Genomic DNA, 21,978 nt, shown 5'->3' with positions numbered 1-21,978 from the left:
ACGCCGGGGGAACGGGTTGCCATCTCCCTCGGCGTTTCGTGTATCCATCGGGGTGCGCGCGCCGCATCGCTCGTTTTGCTCCGCGCTGGGCGCGGGGTGTAGCGTTCAATCATTCCAGGGAGGTGAGCCGTGGCGACACAAGACGCAACGACAGGTGGCACGACGGCGCTCCGGCGCCTGGTGCCCAGAATCTTCTCGCGGGGCAGCGCCCCGGGTGCCGTTGATCAGTTGATTCGTACGGTTCGAGGCAACCACCCTCGTGCTGACCTGTCGGTGATCGAACGGGCCTACGCGGTTGCCGAACGCGCTCACCGGGGCCAGAAACGGCGGAGCGGTGAGCCGTACATCACCCACCCCATCGCGGTCGCCCAAATTTTGGCCGACCTGGGCATCGCGCCCGTGGCCATTGCGGCTGCGCTGCTCCACGACACGGTCGAGGATACGGAGTACACGCTCGATCAGTTGAGCCAGGAATTCGGCGACGAAATCGCGATGCTCGTCGATGGCGTGACGAAGCTCGACAAGGTGAAATACGGCGACTCGGCACAGGCCGAGACGGTGCGCAAGATGGTCGTCGCAATGTCGAAAGACATTCGTGTGCTCGTCATCAAACTGGCTGATCGACTGCACAACGCGCGAACCTGGGGTTTCGTGTCGAGCGATTCCGCGAAGCGCAAGGCGCAGGAGACCATCGAGATTTACGCACCGTTGGCGCATCGACTCGGTATCCAGTCGATGAAGACTGAGCTCGAAGATCTCTCATTCGCCGTATTGAAGCCCAAGCTCTACGCCGAGATCCAGAACCTCGTCGCGCAGCGCAACCCGCAGCGTGACGAACTCGTGGGCGTGGTGATCAGTTCCATTGAAAGCGATCTCCGCGAGTCGAAGATCCGCGGTGAGGTCACCGGTCGCCCGAAAGAGCTCTACTCGATCTATCAGAAGATGATTGTGCGGGGTCGCGACTTCGACGAGATCTACGATCTCGTGGGAATCCGGGTGCTGGTGAATTCTATCCGCGATTGTTACGCGGTCTTGGGTGCCGTGCACGCGCGGTGGACTCCGATACCCGGCAGGTTCAAGGACTACATCGCAACGCCGAAGTTCAATCTGTACCAGTCGTTGCACACAACGGTGATCGGGCCCGATGGCCGAGCAGTAGAAATTCAGATTCGCACCGTCGAGATGCATCAGCGTGCTGAGTACGGTGTCGCGGCCCACTGGAAGTACAAGCAGCGTCAAACGGGCCAGACGCAGACGTCAAACGATATGGCGTGGTTGGCGCACATCTCGGACTGGCAGGCTGAAACGGAAGACCCGAGCGAATTCCTCGACGCGCTGCGCTACGAGATCGGCGCGAAAGAGGTCTACGTCTTCACACCGAAGGGGCGTGTGATCGGGCTCCCGGCGGGAGGAACGACTGTCGACTTCGCGTATGCCGTGCACACCGAGGTAGGCCATCGCACTATGGGCGCGCGCGTCAACGGACGCCTCGTGCCGCTCGAAACCGCGCTGCAGAACGGCGATGTGGTCGAGGTCTTTACCTCTAAGGGCCCGAATGCCGGGCCCAACCAAGACTGGCTCAATTTCGTGCAGAGCAAGCGGGCGCAAAACAAGATCCGTCAGTGGTTCACGAAGGAACGTCGCGAAGAGGCGGCGGAGGCTGGCAAGGTCGAGATCACGAAGGCGCTGCGCAAGCAAGGCCTCCCACTGCACCGCGTCATGAACTCTGCGGCGCTACAGCAGATCGCCCTGCAACTGCGATATCTCGACGTCACGGCACTCTACGCCGCAGTGGGCGAGGGGCATGTTTCGGCGCAGTCCGTGGTCGAGAAAGTCACCGCGCTGGTCTTCGACGAGCAGACGTCCACGGAACCGGCGCTTGCAACGCTGCCGATCATCGAGGCTCCGCGTGCGTCCAAGACCACCGATTCAAGCGGCGTCGTGGTCACCGGGGCGTCCGATGTGCTCGCAAAGCTCGCGAAGTGCTGCACCCCGGTTCCCGGCGACGAGATCCTCGGATTCGTCACCAAGGGTCAAGGCGTCTCAGTGCATCGTGTGGATTGCCATAACTTCCTCGCGCTTCGCGAGCAGGAAGACCGCGTGGTGGGTGTTGAATGGGCGCCGACGTCGAAGAGTGTCTTCCTGGTGCAGATTCAGGTCGAAGCACTTGATCGTTCGGGCTTGCTTTCAGACGTCACTCGTACGCTCTCAGAGCACCATGTGAACATTCTGTCGGCCTCCGTGAATACGTCAAGCGCGCGCCTCGCGATCAGTCGTTTCGTGTTTGAGATGGCGAACGCGACGCACCTCGAACATGTACTGAACGCAGTTCGGCGCATCGATGGCGTCTACGACGTCTACCGCATCACGAATTGAGGTGAATGCTTGGCCCACGCGCTGAGCTCGGCGAGCGGCGCTCAAAGCGTAGAGAGGCGGCGGAGTGCGACTTGCCGTTGACGCAAGCGTCCGTGATGCAGACTCACAGCCACGGTATGGCGAGCGTGGGGGACGCGAAGCATCAAGAGTCTGCAAGCGACCCGGTCGGACTGAGAGAACTCGCCGGGCGTTCGCAGTAAGTCGCAGATGACGCGAAGCGGAGTGGCGACTCCGAGCGGGCCGAACCAGGTTGCATCTTTGGTGTCGAGTGCATACTCGTGGATGACGACTCCGGAGGGCGGCATGTGCGGATAGCGCTGCCGCCGCTGCGTCGAGAACTCGAGCGTCGCGCGTGGAGCGTGAGCAACGCCCCACACCCAGGCTGCGGTCGAGGCCACCGCGATCAGCGGAACATCGGCGTGACCGTGCAGTGTCGATGCTGCAAGCGCGGCGAGGCGTACTCGCGGGGTTTCAGGCCAGCCGAGCGGTCGAAAGCCGGGGCCGCACACGACGAGCGAGCCGCGCAGTCGCTCCGCGGTGAGCACCGCCACAGGCCATCGACCCAGCGGCGGAGGCTGGCGGCGGGGAACACGTGCGCGGGGAAGCTCGGGGAATGCGTTCGGGCGGATCATGCTCCCATCTTGAGGGATGCATGACCCGCCCGAACGGTGGAGCCGTGAATCTGTGGAGAACCCGAGACTCCTGATTGCAACGGGTGCAGGAAGTCAGTCGCCGAGCGCCGCGAGCCACGACTGCTGCGTAGCGAGCTTCTCTTCGGCATCGGCGACCTTGCGGGCGTTGCCGGCGCTTCGCGCGGCATCGAGCTCAGCGGTCAGATCGGCGATCGACGACTCCAACTGCCCCCGCAGCCCTTCGCTCCGAGCCTTCGTCTCGGGGTTCGTCTTTCGCCAGTGCTCCTCTTCGAGTTGCTTGACGTGATCTTCGATCTTGCGGAGACGACCCTCGATGTCGCGAAGCGCCTCGCGGGGCACGCGTCCGAGCTCGTCCCAGCGCAGCTGTACTGCGGTGAGCTGCTTGCGTGCCGCAGCGTGTTCGGTGACCTGCAGAATGGGTTCGGCCTCGTCGAGCAGTGCCTGCTTTGCAACCAGATTTTCTGCATACTCTTCGTTGGTCTGCGCAGCTTCGGCGGCCTTTGCCTCGTAAAGCACGTCGCCCGCGGCCTTGAAGCGTGCCCAGAGTTGATCGTCGAGCTTGCGACTCGCGCGCCCGGCTGCCTTCCATTCGTCGAGCAGTGACCGATACGCGGGGATGCCCTCGATGCCGCGCGGCGCCAGGGCCTCCGCCGCGGCGATGATGCGCTCCTTGCGCTGCTTCACGTCTTTGTTCGTGGCGTCCATCTGGGCGAAGTGCGCACGGCGAGCGCCATCGAAGCTCTGGCGTGCACTGCGGAAGCGCTTCCAGAGCGCGTCGGCTTGCGCCTTCGGAATCTGCGGGCCCGTGCGCTGCGCGGTCTGCCAATCAGTGAACAGCTGCTCGAAGGCCTGGCTGGTGTCTTTCCAGCGAATCGAAGCCTCAGGCTGTGCGGCCAGCCGTTCGGCCTCGACCGCGATCGCTTCGCGCTGGGCGACGGCCTCCTGCCGAGCGGCCTCACGTTCTGCCTGCTGCTTTTCGCTGAGCGCAGCGGTCTTCGACCCGAGCTTCTCGACGCGTTCACGCAGCGCGACAATGTCGCCAACAGCGGCGGGTTCAACGAGCGACTCGCGGAGCTTCGCGACGGTATCGGCGGCAGAAGCATCGGCGGTACCTCGGGCGATGCGCGCTTCGAGCAGCGTCACCTGACCTTCGAGGTCTGCGAACTTGCGCGTGAAGTAAGCGAGTGCCTCTTCAGGGGTGCCATCGGGGAAGGACCCCACGACGCGTTCAGCATCGCCCTCGCGCACGTACACGGTGCGGTCCTCATCGACTCGTCCCCAAGACGTCTCGTTGCTCGCTTCGCTCACGATTCTGCTCACCTGTCGTGTGTGGGGCCGGGGCTCCGGCCAGACGGAATAGTCACCCCCACTATGCCATAGTGAGCGGCTGAGAGCCCGAGCGCTGGAAGGAGTTCGAACGGAGGTGATCCCGCGCTCGTTACGATGGAGGCGTGCAATCCCGACCCGTTCCCGCGCAGACTGCGCCGCTTGCGGTGCGCATGCGTCCGCAATCGCTCGACGAGGTTGTCGGGCAGCAGCATCTGCTGAAGCCCGGGTCGCCGCTGCGCACATTGGCAGCAGATGCCGAAGGCGGCGGCGGAGCGGTGTCGGTGATTCTCTGGGGGCCGCCAGGTACGGGCAAAACCACGCTGGCGCAGGCGATCGCACATTCGAGCGGTCGTCGGTTCGTCGAGCTGTCGGCGATCACGGCGGGTATCAAAGATGTGCGCACCGTGATGGAGCGTGCGCTGAACGACCGTGATCTCTATCAGATTGCGACCGTCCTCTTTCTTGACGAGATTCATCGATTCACCAAGGCGCAGCAGGATGCATTGCTGCCCGGCGTCGAGAACGGATGGGTGACGCTCGTCGCCGCGACCACGGAGAATCCGTCGTTCTCGGTGATCAGCCCCTTGCTGTCTCGGTCGCTTCTGCTCACGCTCGAGCCACTTGAAGATGCTGACCTGCGCACGCTACTGGAACGCGCTGTGCGTGATCCACGTGGACTGAACAATGCCGTCGACGTCGACGACGAGGCGATCGACGCGCTCGTGCAGCTCGCCTCGGGCGATGCTCGCCGCGTGTTGACCGGGCTCGAAGCGGCCGGTGCCTCAGCGATCGCGAGTGCGGAGGGCGAGCAGCGACCGGTGGTGACCGCGGAGACCGTGGCCGTCTCGATTGATCGTGCGCTCCTGCGCTACGACCGGAACGGCGATCAGCACTACGACGTCATCAGTGCATTCATCAAGTCGATGCGCGGTTCCGACCCCGACGCGGCTATTCACTATCTCGCGCGCATGATCGAAGCTGGGGAGGATCCCCGCTTCATTGCCCGCCGGCTGATGGTGCACGCTGCGGAAGACGTGGGAATGGCGGATCCGCAGGCGCTCCAAATCGCAGTGGCTGCTGCGGAGGCCACGCAACTCATCGGACTTCCTGAAGCGCGCATTCCGCTCGCCGAGGCGACCATCTACATTGCGACCGCACCGAAGTCGAACGCTGTCATCAGTGCGATCGACGCGGCGATCTCCGATGTGAAGGCGGGCCGCTTCGGTCTCGTCCCCAAACATCTGCGCGACGCCCACTATCCGGGTGCGAAGCGCATGGGGCACGGAAAGGGATACCGGTATCCCCACAGCGACCCCCGCGGCGTTTCCACGCAGCAGTACCTTCCCGACGAGTTGCGAGATCGCGTCTACTACGCCCCAACTCAACACGGGAACGAGCGGGAAGTCTCGGATCGACTCGAGAAGATTCGTCGGATCACCCGAGGCTCGAGCGGCGACTCGAGTTAGCCGGTTCGGCGTCGATGCCGAATCAGTGATAAGATCTTCCTTGGCCAACTTTGCTTTTCACTGCAGGCTGCAGGTGAGAAGTAAACGGCAGTCGCCCTGTAGCCGGGTTTCTGCGCTGGTCGTTCCCTCACCGAACAACGGTTCGTTGTGTCGCGTGCATCACTTGTTGATGCGGGCACAGCCTGGCCGAGAGAACCTGTGCGTGCGCGAGCACGCACTGTGATTGACAGAAAACCCGAAAGGACCCACGTGTCGACTACGTCGCGTACCCGTTCCCAGACCCGACTTTCCCGTTCGCTCGGGATCGCACTGACCCCCAAGGCTGCGCGCTACCTCGAGAAGCGCCCCTACGGCCCCGGCCAGCACGGTCGCACCAAGCGTAAGAGCGACAGCGACTACGCCGTTCGTCTGCGTGAGAAGCAGCGTCTTCGCGCCCAGTACGGCATCCGCGAGAAGCAGCTCACCATTGCGTTCAAGGAAGCCCGTCGCCAGGACGGCCTGACCGGTGAGAACCTGGTCGAGCTCCTTGAGATGCGTCTTGACGCACTCGTGCTGCGCGCAGGCTTCGCACGCACCACGGCGCAGGCGCGTCAGCTCGTCGTGCACCGCCACATCCTGGTCGACGGCAAGATCGTCGATCGTCCCTCCTTCCGCGTGAAGCCGGGTCAGCTCATCCACGTCAAGGCACGGTCGGAGGCCATCGAGCCGTTCCAGGTCGCTGCAGCTGGTGGTCACGCCGAGGTGCTCCCGAACGTTCCGGGCTACCTCGAGGTCGAGCTCGACAAGCTCCAGGCACGTCTCGTGCGTCGCCCGAAGCGCGCTGAGGTCCCCGTGACCTGCGAAGTGCAGCTCGTCGTCGAGTACTACTCGGGCCGCTAAGCCTCATTACTCTCCGCTCGAAGGGGGCGCCGGATTTGATCCGGCGCCCCCTTCGTCGTCGATGGGCTCAAACGGCTGTGAGGAGTACCCGAGACCGAACAGCCCACCCGCTAAGCTTGTCTGGTGCCGTTGCACGCGCGCCGACAGGCGCGACCGCTGCCGTTGGGAGGATCGAGACATGGGCAAGCTGTTCTGGCTGGTCACCGGAGTCGCGCTGGGATTCGTCGGTGCGCACTTCGTCAATCAGACTCCTGAGGGGCGTCGTTTCTTCGCTCGCGTCAACCGTGGGGTGGATGAATTCGGCCGCGCCTTTGCCGCGGGCTATGAAGCCGAGGCCGACGATGAGTTCTCCGAGGCTGACGCAGCCGAACTGGGCGATGCCCTGCGCGAGCGTGGTTGATCCCGCACCTCGGCACTCCACTTCACGTACTTCACCACTGACTTCCACAGAAGGACCCCGGATGCAGACCGCTGAAATTCACCGTCGCTGGCTCGACTTCTTCGAGAAGAAGGGGCACTCGGTTGTTCCCTCAGCATCGCTCATCAGCGATGACCCCAGCCTCATGTTCACGGTGGCCGGCATGGTGCCCTTCGTGCCGTATCTGTCGGGAATCGTTCCCGCACCCTTCCCGCGGGCGACGAGCGTGCAGAAGTGCATCCGTACGAACGACATCGAGGAGGTGGGAAAGACCCCGCGTCACGGCACGTTCTTTCAGATGTGCGGCAACTTCTCCTTCGGTGACTACTTCAAGGAAGATGCAATCCGCTTCGCATGGGAGCTGCTGACATCGAGCGAGGCCGATGGCGGCCTGGGCTTCGACGCCAATGATCTCTGGGTCACGGTCTACGAAGAAGACGATGAGGCGCTCGCCCTCTGGCAGCAGCACTCGACACTGCCTGACGAGCGCATTCAGAAGCTCGGCAAGGACACCAACTACTGGTCGACCGGGCAGCCCGGCCCGGCAGGTCCCTGCTCCGAGATCTTCTTCGATCTGGGGCCGGAGTACGGCATCGACGGCGGCCCGGCGACGGATGACGACCGCTATGTCGAGATCTGGAACCTCGTGTTCATGCAGTACCAGATCACGAACGTGCGCTCGAAGGTCGATTTCGACATCGTCGGCGAACTGCCGAAGAAGAACATTGATACGGGCATGGGTCTTGAGCGCGTCGCCTTCATCAAGCAGGGCGTGCAGAACATGTACGAGATCGACCAGGTGCGCCCGGTGCTCGATCGCGCTGCTCAGATCGCCGGCAAGACCTACGGAGCGGATCACACGGATGACGTCCGGTTACGCGTGATCGCCGATCACGTGCGTAGCGGGCTCATGCTGATCGCCGATGGAGTGACGCCGTCGAATGAGGGCCGCGGCTACATCTTGCGCCGTTTGCTGCGCCGGGTCACGCTCTCGATGCGCCTGCTCGGTGTCGAGGGACCCAGCTTCGCCGAGCTCTTCCCGGTGTCGCGCGACGCGATGGCCGGGGGCTATCCGGCAGTTGCGAACGACTTCGACTTCATCTCGCGGGTCGCGTACGCCGAGGAGAAGACCTTCTTGCGCACGCTCGCATCGGGTATTCAGATCTTGGAGACGGCGGTCGACTCCGCGAAGAGTGCGAGCTCGAGCGTGCCCGGCGATACCGCCTTCTTGCTTCACGACACGCACGGCTTCCCGATCGAGCTCACGCTCGAGATCGCCGAAGAAGCCGGTGTGCCGGTTGACGCCGAGGTGTTCTCGTCACTCATGCAGGAGCAGCGGGATCGCGCCAAGGCTGATGCGAAGGCGAAGAAGGGGCAGCGCGCCGATCTGTCCGTCTACAAGGAGCTGCGCGGTCTGGGCGAGACGCTCTTCACCGGGTATGACGAGCTCGTGCACGAGGGCAAGGTGCTCGGCATCGTCGTTGATGGCGCCCCCGTGCGCGAAGCACGCGAGGGCGATGTTGCCGAATTGGTGCTGTCAGAGACCGCGCTGTTCGCGGAGTCGGGCGGCCAGGATTCGGATCAGGGGCTCATCGTCGGCGACGGATTTGAAGCCGAAGTGCTCGACGTGCAAAAGCCGGTGCCCGGCCTCATCGTGCATACGGTCAAGGTGACGATCGGCACGATCGGCGTCGATGCACGTGCTGAGACACGTGTCGATGCCGATTACCGTCGCGGTGCCACGCAGGCTCACTCCGGTACTCACATCGTGCACGCAGCGCTTCGCGAAGTACTCGGGCAGGGCGCACACCAGGCGGGCTCGTACAACAAGGCCGGGTATCTGCGTCTCGACTTTACGCATTCCGAGGCGCTGTCTGCGGAGACGAAGAGCGAGATCGAGGAGATCTCAAACCTCGCCATCCGCTCGGACTTCGAAGTTGTCACCCGCGAAATGGCACTTGACGATGCCAAGGCGCTGGGCGCAATGGCGCTGTTCGGTGAAAAGTACGGTGACCGAGTGCGCGTTGTCGATATCGGCGGGCCGTGGTCGCGCGAACTCTGCGCGGGCACGCACGTGGCGAGTTCGTCGGAGATCGGCATGATCAATCTGATTTCGGAGAGTTCCGTCGGTTCGACGAACCGACGCGTGGAGTCGCTCGTCGGTATCGAGGCGTTCCGTAACTTCGCCGCAGAGCGCGCGATCGTGCAGCAGCTCACCGGTGGGTTGAAGGTGCCGCGCACCGAGCTCGTCTCGAAGGTGCAAGATCTGGGGTCGCAGTTGCGCGCGGCCGAGAAGAAGATCGCCGCCCTCGAGGCTGAGAAGCTCAGTCAGCGCGTTCCGCAGCTGCTGGCGAACGCCGAGCAGCTCGGCGGCGTTCGCGCCGTGGTGGCCTCCCTCGGATCGGTCGGGTCGGCAGACGACATTCGCGGCCTCGCGCTGCGCGTGCGTGAGCAGTTCGGTGCCGAAGCCGGTGTCGTCGTGCTCGCCGGTGAAGCCGCCGGAAAGCCCGTGGTCATTGCCGCTACGACCTCTGCGGGTCGAGACGCCGGCGCGAAGGCCGGGGCACTCGTGCGCGTCGGCGCGCAGGCGCTCGGCGGCGGCGGCGGCGGGAAGGACGACCTCGCCCAGGGCGGCGGCACCGATGTCTCGCAGATCGATGCCGCCCTGGCTGAGATCCGCCGGAGCCTGGTCGGCTGACGGTGCGGGTCGGCGTGCGTATCGGCATCGATGTGGGGAAGGCCCGCATCGGTGTTGCTCGAAGCGACCAACACGGGATGCTCGCGACTCCGGTCGAGACGGTGCCTCGTGAGACGTCGGGCACGGCCGACTTGGATCGCATCACGGCGATCGCGAGCGATCTCGATGCGTTTGAAGCTGTGGTCGGGCTCCCGTTGAATCTGCGCGGCGAGCGCACACTTTCGACCGAAGATGCCGAGGCGTTCGCCGGGCGTTTGGCGGCTCACCTGCGACCGCGTGCTATCTCAGTGCGTCTCGTCGACGAGCGGCTGTCGACGGTGTCCGCGCAGGGCCAACTGCGGCAAGCGGGCAAGAAGACCAAACAGAGCCGTTCCATCATTGACCAGGCGGCAGCCGTGGTGATTCTGCAGCACGCGCTCGATATCGAGCGGGCTCGGGGCTCGGCGCCCGGCGATCCGGTGCTGCTGCCCGGTGTCGACGAGACGGCCGACCATGCTCGAGAAGAACTGGCTGACGTGAGCGACACGTCCGCTGAAACGCACACACCAGTGACCGAGGAGGCCACGGAATGAATGCACGCACGCGCGAAGATAAGCGCCAGACGGGGCGGCGCGTCATCATCTCGTTGCTCGTGACTGTTCTTTTGCTCGGCGGTCTCGCAGGTGCGGGAGCCTATCTCTGGTCGCACTACGGCTCCGGCATCTCGAAAGCGCTGGGGTGGACCTCGGACGACTACGAGGGTGAAGGTCACGGTGAGGTGCTGATCACGGTGACGTCCGGGCAGATCGGCTCGGATGTGGCAGCCGCCCTTGCCGAGGCGGGCGTCGTGAAGACTCCTGAGGCCTTCTACGATCTTCTGCTCGAGCAAGACGAAGAGGTGCAGTTCCAAGTGGGCACCTACCGCTTGAAGCTCGAGATGAGCGCGCAGTCAGCCCTCGATGCCATGCTTGATCCGGCGAATGTGATGGAGCTCACCGTCACCATTCCCGAAGGAATGGCTGCGATGGACGCGCTGCAGACGACGGCCGATGTGGTCGGCATTCCGATGGCCGATTTCGAAGCGGCAATCGCCGACCCCACGAAGTTCGGAGTCCCGGCGCAGTTCCCATCCATCGAGGGGTTCTTGTTCCCAGCGACCTACACCTTCGAGCCCAGCGACACTGCCGAGACGATCGTGCAGACCATGGTCGATCGCATGAAGCAGGCGCTCGCCGAGCACGGCGTCCCCGAGGGCGACGAATGGCGCGTGCTCACGCTCGCGTCGGTGGTGCAGCGCGAGGCCGGCGCGAATCTCGACGACTTCCCGAAGATCGCGCGGGTGTTCTTGAACCGTATCGATCAGGGCATGCTGCTGCAGTCGGACGCGACGGTCGCGTACGGTACGGGGAATACGCACACGGTGTGGACCACGGAGGAAGAGCGCGCGAACGCATCGAACCTCTACAACACGTATGCGAACCCCGGTCTGCCCGTGGGGCCGATCGGTCTGCCCGGTGACGTCGCCATCGATGCCGCGATCCACCCGGCAGATGGCACCTGGTTGTTCTTCGTGCCGATCAACCTCGAGACCGGTGAGACGGTGTTCTCCACCACAAACGAGGAGCACGATGCCGCCGTGGCGAAACTCGGCGAGTGGTGCACGGCGCACCGCGACGCCGGCGGCACGCGGTGCGACTGAGATGACGACACCGGTGACGAGCCTCGCACGACTGGCGGTGCTGGGCTCGCCGATCGCGCACTCGCGCTCGCCGCGCATCCACGAGGCCGCGTATCGCGTGCTCGGCCTCGACTGGACATATCGTGCGATCGAGTGCGGTGAACCCGAGCTCGAAGCGTTTCTCGCAGAGCGCGGCCCCGAGTGGCTCGGCTTTTCGGTCACGATGCCGCTGAAAGTCGAAGCCCGCCGAATCGCGTTCGAGGTCGACGACGTCGCGCGTGAGAGCGGTGTCGTGAATACGCTCGTGCGACGCGAACTCGGTTGGTATGGCGCCAATACTGATGTCGCGGGGCTGGCAGCGGCAATCACTGGTGCGGACCTCGACGTGAGGAGCACCGTTGTGCTCGGATCTGGCGCAACGGCAGTGTCGGCGATCCTGGCGTTGCGTCGTCTCGGGGCTGAGCGCGTGATGGTGCGCGCGCGCAATCGCCCAGCGGTGGCCGATCTCGTCTCGCGCTTCTCGAGAGACGCGCCGGGGGCCGGGGGAGCCGCCTTCATCGTCGAACCGCACGAGGATGCGCTTCAGGATTCGCCCACGATGGTCGTCTCCGCGCTTCCTGGGCAGGCGGCGGCGTCGATCGATATTCCCGAATCTCTCCTCGCCGTTCCACTCTTCGACGTCGCCTACGATCCCTGGCCGTCGCCGTTGGCCGCGCGCTGGCGAGCCGCGGGCGGCGCCGCAGTGGCAGGCACGGAGATGCTGGTGGAACAGGCCCTCGTGCAGGTGCGCCTGTTCCTGAATGGCGATCCGGATCGCCCGCTCGATCATGAAGCCGAGGTGCTTCGGGCGATGCGCGCAGCAGTCTGACCTCGCAGCCGGGGGAGTCGTCTTGCGTTGCGGAGTCGGTTCGTGCCGCCGTGATGTGGGAGGATAGCGGGTATGCTGCGTTGGCTGACCGCCGGAGAATCTCACGGCCCCGAACTGATCGCCGTCCTTGAAGGGCTGCCTGCGGGCGTGCCCGTTTCGCTTGACGGGATCCGTGAAGATCTCGCTCGTCGCAAGCTGGGTTATGGCCGCGGCTCGCGCATGAAGTTCGAACAAGACGAACTCAATGTCTCGGGCGGAGTCGTGCAGGGCGTCTCGATCGGCGGCCCCGTCGCGATTCGCATCGGCAACACTGAGTGGCCGAAGTGGACTGAGGTGATGTCTGCGGAGGTGATTGAGCTCTCCGAGAAGTCCCGCGGCCGCGGTGCACCATTGACGCGCCCCCGTCCGGGGCACGCCGACCTCGCGGGGATGCAGAAGTACGGCTTCGATGAAGCGCGCCCGGTGCTTGAGCGCGCGAGTGCGCGCGAGACCGCCGCTCGCGTTGCGCTCGGTGCCGTCGCCCGCGCGTTCCTCGCTGAGCTCGGCATCCGCCTCGTCAGCCACACACTCTCGATGGGCGAGGTCGCAGTGCCCGCAGATGCGCCGCTGCCGCGACCTGACGACGTCGCCGCGCTCGATGCCGATCCGTTGCGGTGCTTCGACGCGGAGACCAGCGCTCGCATGGTCGCCGAGGTGGACGACACGAAGAAGTCGGGCGACACGCTCGGTGGCATCGTCGAGGTGCTCGCCTACGGCTTGCCGCCGGGGCTCGGATCGTACGTGCACTGGGATCGTCGTTTGGATTCGCGTCTAGCCGGCGCACTCATGGGCATCCAGGCGATCAAGGCCGTCGAGGTCGGTGACGGCTTCGAGACCACGCGCCGTCGCGGGTCGGTCGCCCACGACGAATTGCATATCGAAGGCGGACGCATCGCGCGCGAGACTACTCGCGCCGGAGGCATCGAGGGTGGCATGACCACCGGGCAGGTGCTTCGCGTACGCGCCGGTATGAAGCCCATCGCGACGGTGCCCCACGCGCTTCCGACGGTCGATGTCGCCACGGGTGAAGCGTCGAAGGCTCACCACCAGCGCAGCGACGTGTCGGCGGTGCCCGCTGCGGGTGTGGTCGCGGAGGCGATGACGGCGCTCGTGCTCGCCGATGCGGTGACAGAGAAGTTCGGCGGCGACAGCGTCGCCGAGACTCGTCGCAATCTCGAGGCGTACGTTGCGGCCATCCCGGAGCGGTTGGCGACCGTCATCGAGTCGTGAGCGGTCGAGCGCGATGAGCGCGCATCGGCGCATCGCGCGCGATGCCGGGCCACCGGCGCATCGCCCGAAGCCATCGCCTCCGACGAGCCCGTTGCAGATCATCACTGCAGCCGAGGCGGCAGCGACGGCCAAGACAGACGGTGGAGAACAGCGGTACGATCGGGCGAAGGCCGAGAGTGCTGCCGCTGGAGCTTCGCCCGCGCGCTCACGCAATCGACGACGCCGGCGACGGAAGCCGGGGGCACGACTCCCGGATCGTGCGATCGTGTTCGTCGGTCCGATGGCCGCGGGCAAGACCAGCCTCGGCAAGCGCGTCGCTCGTGAGCTGGGAGTGCCGTTCGTCGACACTGATGCCGTGTTCGTGCGTCGACACGGTGTGATTACCGAGTTCTTCGCGGCGCACGGCGAACCAGAGTTTCGCCGCATTGAAGCCGAGGTCATCGCGGAAGAACTCGCTGCTGAAGGATGCCGTATTGTCGCCCTCGGCGGCGGTGCGGTGCTGTCGGAGCGGACTCGAGAACTGTTGAACTCGCACCCGGTCGTGCTGCTGATGACAACGCAGGAAGCCGTGCTGCGCACGGCAAATCTGTCGCGGCGACCCCTGTTGCGCGACGATCCGGAAGCCTGGGGGCGCATTCTGAAGGAGCGGCGCCCGCTCTACGAAGAGGTGGCCGATGTCACCTATCGCACCGACCGCGCGACGCAGGAACAGCTGGTGCGCCGCGTCGCACAGTGGGCCCGCGGCCATGGCCGAAGCCAGCGCCCGCAACGCACCGACCGATCAGTATCCACGGAGGAACACGAATGACCGAGGCTGCGCAGAGCCACACGCAGGTGACTGAGATCCAGGTCACGGGGGAGACGTCGTACACGGTGACCGTGGGTCGTGGGCTACTCGAGCGCGTGCCTGAGGCGCTCGGTGACCGCGTGGCGAAGGTCTTGATCGTGCATACGCCGACCGTGGGCAAGATTGCCAATGACCTCCGTGAGTCGCTCCAGGGGCGCTACACCCAGGTGCTGCTCGCGGAAGTGCCCGATGCCGAATCGGCGAAGCGCGTCGAAGTGGCTGCATTCTGCTGGCAGATCCTGGGACAGTCCGATTTCACGCGTACCGATGCCGTGATCGGCCTCGGTGGCGGAGCGGTGACCGACCTCGCCGGGTTCGTTGCGGCCACCTGGCTGCGCGGCGTGCGTCTGGTGCAGATTCCCACGACCGTGCTCGGCATGGTAGATGCTTCCGTCGGGGGCAAGACCGGCATCAACACCACTGAGGGAAAGAATCTCGTCGGCAGTTTCTATGCGCCCGCCGCGGTCATCTGCGACTTGGAGCTGCTCGATACGCTGCCGCGCAATGAGACCCTCGCCGGTTTCGCCGAGATCGCGAAGTGCGGGTTCATCGCCGAGCCCGAGATCCTCGACATCCTCGAGCGCGACGTCGACCGGGCGACCGAGCCGTCGACTCCTGAGTTCCAGCGCGTCGTCGAGCTGTCGATCGGTGTCAAGGCCCGGGTCGTCTCCGAAGATTTCAAGGAGGGTGGGCTCCGAGAGATCCTGAACTACGGGCACACGCTCGGCCACGCGATCGAGCACGCCGAGCGTTACCAATGGCGGCACGGCGTCGCGATTTCGATCGGCATGATGTACGCGGCCGAGCTCGGACGGATGGCGGGTGCGTTGTCCGACGAGGCGGTCGACCGGCACCGGCGCATCCTGTCGTCGCTCACGCTGCCGCTCGCGTATCCCGCTGGCCGCTGGCCGGGGCTGCTCGCCGCGATGCAGCGCGACAAGAAAGCGCGTGCGGGCATGTTGCGATTCATCGTGCTTGACGAGATCGGCAAGCCGCGGGTGCTCGCCGGCGTGGACGAGTCGATGCTGCAGTTCGCGTACCAGGAGATCGCGAACTAGCGCGAACGCGATCCGGCCGCACCTGAGCTGAGGCCGCCGAGACGGAATCCTTGACCCTCGAGGATCAGCGCGAGCACGCGCCGGTCTTCGCGGTGCATCGTGCCCTCGACGAAGCGGGTGAGCGCGCGCTCGAGAGAAATCGCTCCGGCGCTGCCGGCCACTTTGCGCAGGATCGCGACCAGCGTTCGGGGTGCCAACACCGTCTCCTCGAGACCGGGTCGACCGTCGATGCTGCGCTCGGAGCTCACGTATTCGGAAAACCCGGTTCCATGAGCTCCGGCGAACACCTGCTGGCTGATGAACGCGGCGCGGGCGACGCGGGTCAGCGCGTCGACGCGCACGTGCTGGGGGAGCCGGCCGTGCTGGTCGGCCACCGATGCCACCGCAAGCAGGGCATTCTCCGCTGGGAAGTCCGCGTAGTCGTTGCCCGAATCGGGGTAGTGCACGCGGTAGGCGTGGGCGCCGAATCGGTTGACGAGCTCTGCGCTCAGCCGATCGAGACCGCGGTAGCGGTGCGGGGTCTGCTCATTCGCGGTTGCGATGATGGCGAAGCCCCGGGCGATCTCGACGCGCCGGCCTGCGTCCTCTTGCACGTCGAGGTGGTCGCCGGGACGCAGCTGCAGGATGCGATTGAGCCGCTTCAAGAACTCGGCGGGCATGGCGTTGACCTCGTCAAGAATCACCGGCCGTCCCTCCGCCATGGCGCGCACGAGGGGCCCGGGCGTAAACACGGTGACGGTGGCACCGCCTTCCGCCCGGAGCTCATGTGTGCCGATGACCTGCGCGCTCGTGATGTCGCCGTAGCCTGACACGAGCTCGGGCTCGCGGCCGAGTCCGTGGCGGGAAAGATATTCGGCGAGCGCGGTTTTCGCGCCGCCCGTCTCACCGATGAGCAGCACCGGATCACCGAGCCGCAGCCCGGGGAGCGCCTCCGAGATGATGCTGCGCATCTGGGAGGTGCGCAGCAGGCCGTCCCGCAGTTGGCCGCGAGCCTCGCGGATGCGCACGGTGCCGAGTGCATCGAGGACCGCGTCGCGACGCTGCTCGGTGGTGATGCCGGATCGCCAATCGCCGAACACGGCCGGGGACTCTGGGCGCTGAGAGTGTGTTCGACGGCCCTCGCGCAGGTCTCGCGCCGCACTGCGGAGGGCGGCGATGCGAACCAACTCGCCGCGGGTGACCTCACGGGCGCCGCTGGACCGCGCTGCGCGCGCGGCACTCGCGAGGATGGTGTCGGCGTCTGCGTCGAGGCGCTTGCTGCGGCGGGCGTCGATGCGCAGGCGGGCGGCCAGTCGGAGCGTCGCCGCCCGGTCGTCGAGCGCGCGGTCGATCCGAGCGGCATGATCGGGGTGCTGCAGCAGCGCCGCCAGGTCGCGCTCGATGGCGGCGAGGTCGTGCTGGAGCTCGACGTGTTGCGAGCCGGTGTCCGAGAGATGCGCGCCGGAGTCGAAGGATGCGAGCGCGTGCAAGATACGACGGCGTTCGGCGCGAAGCTCCGCTGCCTCGAGCACGACGGGATCGGAGACGGACGGCGACATGAGCGTCACGCTACCACGGGTGCGAATGTCGGAGCCCGGCGATAGGGTGGCGACATGATCGACCCGGACGGTACGCCTGCGGCAGCTTCTGCGGCAGCGCTGGCCGAGCGTGCAACCGAGGCGGTTCCCGGCCCCGACGCCGAAGCGCGGGCTCAGGCCCGAGCCCAGTTGGAGGCCGCACGTGCGATCGTCGGCATCACCCTCGATGTCAGCGACGGTGACCACTGGGAGCGCACCGACGAGGGGCTGTCCGTCGGCCTCGGTTGGTACGCCGCGCGGGGGCACGGGGTGCGGGAGACGGTCGCGCTCGCGCTGCTGCATCTGTGGGAGGGTCCCCGAGCTGAACGCGTCGAAGTGCCCCGATCTCGACGGCGGGCGTCGCTCGCTCGGCTTCGGCCTGATGCGATTCCGCTCCTCGACACTGTGCACCGCGCGCAAGCCATCGCCGAGCTCATCGGTGTGATGCCGGGGTTGCGTTCCGCGCTGGGCGCAGCACTCGCGCGGAGCTTGCCGACCGATGTGTCGGCGCTTCCGCGCCATTTGCAGTGGGTCGTTCTAGTGTTATCAGTGGCAGTCGACGTATCAGAAACAGACAGTATCTCGGGGTTCGACCGCGAGGTACGCGTGGAATGGCAGGCGGTGCACGCCGAGGCCGAGGTCAGCACCGGTGTAATCGGCGTGCGTCGCGTGCTCAACTCTGATCGGCGTCGATCCGCGCTGCAGCGCTACCTGCGCGCGATCGCACTCCTGCTTCCGGGCTACGAACGGCTGCTGGCGCTCGACGCGCGCGAGCGCGGCTTGGATGCCGATGTCGCGACCCCGGACGCAGACGCTCGCGGTTCGGAGCATCCCGACGACGCGGCCGCCGACCTTGGGCTGACGGCTCCCGGGAGCGGCGACTCAGACGCGAGTGCGCAGTCGGCCGATGATGCCGAGTCCATGCCCGACCCGGGTGCGGAGCCGAACGCCTCGAATGATCGCGCGCGTGCGGGCGAGGGGCGTGAGCACGCGGAGGGCGCGGACCTGTTCGCTGCCGAGCACGCCGGCTTCGTCGAGCACATGCTCGACACGCCGATGCCCGGCGGGGGCCACCTCGACAGCCGGCTGCCGACAGCGTCAGATCGCGCACACGATGCGGAGCCGGACCCAGTGTCGACGCAGCGCCGCGAGAACGCCGGCGCCGGATCCGGGGGAGGCGCCGCGCGAGTCTCGCTCGATGCCTATCGCGCGCGGGCTGAAGCGCTCTCCGCAGAGATCGAGCGGATGCGGTCGGTTTGGGCGGAGGTGATCGCCGACAGGTTGGTGCCACGACGACACCCCAGCTCACGGCCACGGTCTACGGGGTCCGAGCTCGCTGTCGAGGCCCTCGCGAGTGCCGTTGCCGAGGCCCGGGCGGGAGCGCCGGAACCGCGCGCCTTCCGAGACCGCACCGTGCGCATGCGGCGCAAGCGTTGCGCGGGCAGCACCGACTACGTGCTGATTGTCGACCGCTCTGCCTCGATGCAGGGCGCCGCGGCCGCCCTCGCTTCGGACGCCATGCTCATCATGTGCGAGGGCCTCGCTGGTGTCGCTCGCGACGTCGCTGACGCCGAACGCGTGGGAGGTGTGCCGCTGGACCTCGACATCCGGGCAGCCCTGATCGTGTTCGACTCGACGGTCGAGGTGGTCAAACCGCTTTCTGCGGGCATGAGCGATGCGGCCCGCATCGCCGTGCACAGTGCGCTGCGCGAGCCGCGCGGTTCGACCAACGACGGCGCGGCTTTGCACGCTGCTGCCACCACACTCGGACTCGATGTCGATTCGGGTCAGCCCACCACCGAACCGCTCGAGCGGCGGCGCGTGGTGGTTCTGGTCACCGATGGCGGATCCAACGATCCGCTTGCCGCCGAGCACGCGGCGAAACGTCTCCGTCGGGCAGGCATTCGGGTGCACGCGATCGGGCTCGGCGCCGGCGATACGGTGGTGCGCTACGCTCCCGACGCGCGACGTATCGACGACGTGCGGGCGCTTCCCGACGCGCTGCGCGCACTCGTCGTCGACGAAGTCGCGTCATCGCGGGTGCGGGGTTGAGGCTCGCGCGTGCGACATGAGTGCGCGCTCCGAGGTATCGTGGCGACGGTGAGAGGAGCAAGACGTGTGCGCGAAGCATGATGCGGTCGGTCTCGATGCAGCGACGGCTGCCGGTGGTCCCGCGACGGCGCCGGCGGTGCAAGGCGCCGATACAGGAGCCGGGGTGCAGCTCGCGAGACTGCTCTTCCCAGAGCTCGCAGCCCAACTCGATTCCGCGCTCGCCGTGCACGGCACGCGAGACGCAGCGGCGGTAGCGGCTGCCGCGGCGGATGCCGAGCTCGATCGAGCGGCGTCGAAGCTTCTGCCGCACGCGGCGTTCGCAGACGTGGCGGGTGCTGCAGCGACTGCGTTCGCCGAGCGCTCTTTCGCTGCGGCGCGCACGGCCGCTGGCTGGCTCGGCGTATCGTTGCCCGAACCCGAGGCGTTTGCCGCCGCAGGGGTCGACCTTGCGGAGATCGCCCGGTCGCTGCCGCATGACGACGCGGCACGTGCGAGTCGTAGCACTCGTGGCACGGGGCGCGAGGGTGGCGCTGCGACGGGGGAGTACCTCGCGGTGCCCGCCCCGCACGGCCTCGGCCGCGACCGCTGGATTGCTGGGTTCACGCGTGCCGCTGAGTCGGGTGAGGGTCAGGCGTACGCGGAATCCGCGGAGGGTGCACCACTCGTGTTCGGGCCCGAAGCCGAGCGGGAGTTCCCGTTGCTCGACGCGACTCCGGAAGGTTCACCCGCGGTGCCGGGCGCGGATGCCGTTTGGACGCTCAGAGCCGTGCCGTCGGGAGCCCGCCCGCCTGTACTCGGACTCGGGTTCGACCATGGGCGGCACGCGACCCTCCCCGAAATGCTCATGCTGCAGCTGATGCGTGCGGCTGCGGGCGAATCGCCCGTCGACAGCGCAAGCTTTACGTGGGTTGCGGGGCCGCTCTCCGAAGGGCGTCTCGCAGCCAGGCACGTCTACGATGCCAGCGAGCGGGTGATCCGCATCACCTGCCGGGAGATCGGGAATCAGGGCCCCCACCTCGGAACGCGCACCCCGCTGGGTTAGCGCCGCGAGTCGGTCCAATCGCTGATCGCGTCCGTTCGCGTCGACGGGAGTCGCGTCGTGCGCCCCCACTCAAGCACATCGTCGGGCACGACGAGCTGGGCGGGGTCGGCTCCACTCTTCTCGAGAATCTCGTCGACGGGTACGACGCCACCCGACCGACGGAGAATGCGCGCGCGCACCACTGCGCGGGCATAGATGTCGGGTCGTCTCTGCGCGTCGGGGCGCACGAATCGCTGCTCCATGTACACCGCCTGGTCGTCGAATCCCAGAATGCGAGATTCGATCCAGAACCGCATCCACGGGTTCAAGGATTTGCGGTACGAGATCGTCTGGCCGACAACAACCGGATACCAGCTCTCGCGCGCGAACAGCTCCCACACGCCGTTGCGCTGGATGAGATCGAATCGTGCGACATCCATGATCGACAGATACTTGCCGTTGTTCATGTGGCGGAGGATGTCGAGATCGGTGGGCCAGACGCGGAACCGGGATCGCGAGACCCCGTCGAACCCGAGTTTCTGGCCGCGCCGACCGACGAACCACTGATGCCAGAGCGTTCGAAAAATCATGTGCATGCTGCGAGCTTAGAAGAATCGTGCACGCCGCAGCCTCGGCGTTGTAGAGAGTGTCCAAAGCGGGTGCCGTGTATGCTGGTTCGGCGCGTATTTGGGCGCTTGAACTTTACAGAATCCGGAGAAACACTGCATGGCCAGCTCGAATGACATCAAGAACGGTACCGTCATCAAGGACAACGGCCAGTTGTGGAGCGTGGTGGAATTCCAGCACGTGAAGCCGGGCAAGGGCGGCGCGTTCGTGCGCACCAAGCAGAAGAATGTCGTGTCGGGCAAGATCATCGACAAGACTTACAACGCGGGCGCAAAGATCGAAACCGCGAATGTTGATCGTCGCGACTTCCAGTACCTGTACCAGGATGGTCAGGACTTCGTCTTCATGGATCAGAGCGATTACGATCAGCTCACCGTGTCGAACACCGTCGTCGGCGATGCCGCGAAGTTCATGCTCGAGAACCTCCAGGTGCAGATCGCGCTGCACGAGGGCGAGCCCCTCTACATCGAGCTCCCGGCGTCGGTCGTGCTCGAGGTGACGTACACTGAGCCCGGCCTGCAGGGCGATCGCTCGACCGGCGGTACGAAGCCTGCGACCGTTGAGACGGGCGCGGAGATCCAGGTGCCGCTGTTCCTCGAGACCGGCACGAAGGTCAAGGTCGACACCCGCACGGGTGACTACCTCGGCCGCGTCAACGATTAATCCTGAATGTCTGCACGCACCAAGGCGCGCAAGCGCGCGCTCGACATGCTCTACCAGGCCGACTTGCGCGGCGAGTCCATGGCGACGATCGTGAACGCCGAGGCGCAGCGCGCCGCGGGCGAACCCGATCGCGCTGCATCCTGGTTATACGCCCGCGAGATCGTCGACGGGGTCTCTGACCACCGGGACGAGATCGATGAGCTCATCGTGAGTTACGCGCAGGGGTGGACCCTGGAGCGTATGCCGCACATCGATCGCGCGCTGCTGCGTCTCGCGGCGTGGGAGATCATCCACAACGATGAGGTGCCCGCCGCCGTCGCGATCGACGAGGCCGTGGAACTCGCGAAAGAATACTCCACCGATGACTCTGGCCGGTTCGTCAACGGGGTACTCGGCAAGATCGCGGATCACGCCGGCGCCTGACGCTCTGCACTGAAGCCCCACCTGTCGGTACGCCCGGAGGTGGGGCTTCGTCGTTTCGATGGATGGAGCGCACGATCGCGGCCTGCGGATGCGGTAGGCTGGCGTGGTTGCAAGCTTT

The 21,978-nt window shown here is 65.9% G+C and carries 19 protein-coding genes; 15 read left to right on the top strand and 4 right to left on the bottom strand.

Features of this window, described 5'->3' with window-relative positions; genetic code table 11:
• Positions 1 to 129: 129 nt before the first annotated feature.
• Positions 130 to 2,376 carry a RelA/SpoT family protein gene (locus ACZF5Y_RS08685; RefSeq protein WP_497532238.1) on the top strand — a complete coding sequence of 749 codons (2,247 nt, stop codon included), beginning with the start codon at positions 130 to 132 and terminating at the stop codon, positions 2,374 to 2,376.
• Between the two features lie 41 nt (positions 2,377 to 2,417).
• Here the strand turns inward: ACZF5Y_RS08685 and ACZF5Y_RS08680 are convergent, their stop codons facing one another.
• Both ACZF5Y_RS08680 and ACZF5Y_RS08675 read right to left on the bottom strand, forming a co-directional pair.
• Positions 2,418 to 3,008, bottom strand: a complete 591-nt coding sequence (locus ACZF5Y_RS08680; protein ID WP_497532237.1) for a hypothetical protein — start codon at positions 3,006 to 3,008, stop codon at positions 2,418 to 2,420.
• A gap of 93 nt (positions 3,009 to 3,101) precedes the next feature.
• Positions 3,102 to 4,340 carry a DUF349 domain-containing protein gene (locus ACZF5Y_RS08675; RefSeq protein WP_497535321.1) on the bottom strand — a complete coding sequence of 413 codons (1,239 nt, stop codon included), beginning with the start codon at positions 4,338 to 4,340 and terminating at the stop codon, positions 3,102 to 3,104.
• A 188-nt stretch (positions 4,341 to 4,528) separates the two neighbouring features.
• Between ACZF5Y_RS08675 and ACZF5Y_RS08670 the strand changes: the two genes are divergently transcribed.
• The 10 genes from ACZF5Y_RS08670 (at position 4,529) to aroB (ending at position 15,518) form a co-directional block, all read left to right on the top strand.
• On the top strand, positions 4,529 to 5,824 hold the full coding sequence (locus ACZF5Y_RS08670; protein WP_497535320.1) for a replication-associated recombination protein A: 1,296 nt from the start codon (positions 4,529 to 4,531) through the stop codon (positions 5,822 to 5,824).
• Positions 5,825 to 6,073: 249 nt separating this feature from the next.
• Positions 6,074 to 6,703 carry a 30S ribosomal protein S4 gene (gene rpsD / locus ACZF5Y_RS08665; protein ID WP_053388288.1) on the top strand — a complete coding sequence of 210 codons (630 nt, stop codon included), beginning with the start codon at positions 6,074 to 6,076 and terminating at the stop codon, positions 6,701 to 6,703.
• A gap of 178 nt (positions 6,704 to 6,881) precedes the next feature.
• Positions 6,882 to 7,103, top strand: coding sequence for a hypothetical protein (locus ACZF5Y_RS08660; RefSeq protein WP_497532236.1), 222 nt, complete (start codon positions 6,882 to 6,884; stop codon positions 7,101 to 7,103).
• Positions 7,104 to 7,164: 61 nt separating this feature from the next.
• Complete coding sequence (gene alaS / locus ACZF5Y_RS08655) at positions 7,165 to 9,819, top strand: alanine--tRNA ligase (RefSeq protein WP_497532235.1); 2,655 nt, start codon at positions 7,165 to 7,167, stop codon at positions 9,817 to 9,819.
• A gap of 2 nt (positions 9,820 to 9,821) precedes the next feature.
• The gene (gene ruvX, locus ACZF5Y_RS08650) at positions 9,822 to 10,391 is read left to right on the top strand and encodes a Holliday junction resolvase RuvX (RefSeq protein WP_497532234.1); all 570 of its coding nucleotides are present in this window, start codon (positions 9,822 to 9,824) and stop codon (positions 10,389 to 10,391) included.
• Positions 10,388 to 11,497: an endolytic transglycosylase MltG gene (gene mltG, locus ACZF5Y_RS08645; protein WP_497532233.1), complete on the top strand. Its 1,110-nt coding sequence runs from the start codon at positions 10,388 to 10,390 to the stop codon at positions 11,495 to 11,497. The genes ruvX and mltG overlap by 4 nt, the downstream gene beginning before the upstream one ends.
• Positions 11,427 to 12,344, top strand: a complete 918-nt coding sequence (locus ACZF5Y_RS08640) for a shikimate dehydrogenase (RefSeq protein WP_497532232.1) — start codon at positions 11,427 to 11,429, stop codon at positions 12,342 to 12,344. Before mltG ends, ACZF5Y_RS08640 begins: the two co-directional genes overlap by 71 nt.
• Positions 12,345 to 12,416: 72 nt before the next feature.
• Complete coding sequence (gene aroC, locus ACZF5Y_RS08635) at positions 12,417 to 13,613, top strand: chorismate synthase (protein ID WP_497532231.1); 1,197 nt, start codon at positions 12,417 to 12,419, stop codon at positions 13,611 to 13,613.
• A gap of 13 nt (positions 13,614 to 13,626) precedes the next feature.
• Positions 13,627 to 14,421, top strand: a complete 795-nt coding sequence (locus tag ACZF5Y_RS08630) for a shikimate kinase (RefSeq protein ID WP_497532230.1) — start codon at positions 13,627 to 13,629, stop codon at positions 14,419 to 14,421.
• Positions 14,418 to 15,518 (top strand): 3-dehydroquinate synthase, encoded by a 1,101-nt coding sequence (gene aroB / locus ACZF5Y_RS08625; protein WP_497532229.1) that lies wholly within the window; start codon positions 14,418 to 14,420, stop codon positions 15,516 to 15,518. The genes ACZF5Y_RS08630 and aroB overlap by 4 nt, the downstream gene beginning before the upstream one ends.
• Here aroB and ACZF5Y_RS08620 read toward each other — a convergent pair.
• The gene (locus ACZF5Y_RS08620; RefSeq protein WP_497532228.1) at positions 15,515 to 17,056 is read right to left on the bottom strand and encodes an AAA family ATPase; all 1,542 of its coding nucleotides are present in this window, start codon (positions 17,054 to 17,056) and stop codon (positions 15,515 to 15,517) included. The genes aroB and ACZF5Y_RS08620 overlap by 4 nt on opposite strands.
• Positions 17,057 to 17,110: 54 nt before the next feature.
• Here ACZF5Y_RS08620 and ACZF5Y_RS08615 point away from each other — a divergent pair, with 54 nt between their 5' ends.
• Positions 17,111 to 19,126 carry a vWA domain-containing protein gene (locus ACZF5Y_RS08615; RefSeq protein WP_497532226.1) on the top strand — a complete coding sequence of 672 codons (2,016 nt, stop codon included), beginning with the start codon at positions 17,111 to 17,113 and terminating at the stop codon, positions 19,124 to 19,126.
• A gap of 64 nt (positions 19,127 to 19,190) precedes the next feature.
• Positions 19,191 to 20,168 (top strand): hypothetical protein, encoded by a 978-nt coding sequence (locus ACZF5Y_RS08610; RefSeq protein ID WP_497532225.1) that lies wholly within the window; start codon positions 19,191 to 19,193, stop codon positions 20,166 to 20,168.
• Here ACZF5Y_RS08610 and ACZF5Y_RS08605 read toward each other — a convergent pair.
• Entirely contained in the window at positions 20,165 to 20,743 is a 579-nt protein-coding gene (locus ACZF5Y_RS08605) for a thioesterase family protein (RefSeq protein ID WP_497532224.1), read from the bottom strand. The genes ACZF5Y_RS08610 and ACZF5Y_RS08605 overlap by 4 nt on opposite strands.
• A gap of 130 nt (positions 20,744 to 20,873) precedes the next feature.
• Between ACZF5Y_RS08605 and efp the strand changes: the two genes are divergently transcribed.
• Positions 20,874 to 21,437 carry an elongation factor P gene (efp, locus tag ACZF5Y_RS08600; RefSeq protein WP_053353158.1) on the top strand — a complete coding sequence of 188 codons (564 nt, stop codon included), beginning with the start codon at positions 20,874 to 20,876 and terminating at the stop codon, positions 21,435 to 21,437.
• 6 nt (positions 21,438 to 21,443) lie between these two features.
• The gene (gene nusB, locus ACZF5Y_RS08595) at positions 21,444 to 21,860 is read left to right on the top strand and encodes a transcription antitermination factor NusB (RefSeq protein WP_497532222.1); all 417 of its coding nucleotides are present in this window, start codon (positions 21,444 to 21,446) and stop codon (positions 21,858 to 21,860) included.
• The last annotated feature ends 118 nt before the right edge of the window (positions 21,861 to 21,978 follow it).

The sequence above is a fragment of the Leucobacter sp. WKLB1 genome, assembly GCF_059696215.1.
This window is presented reverse-complemented; position numbering and strand designations above follow the sequence as displayed.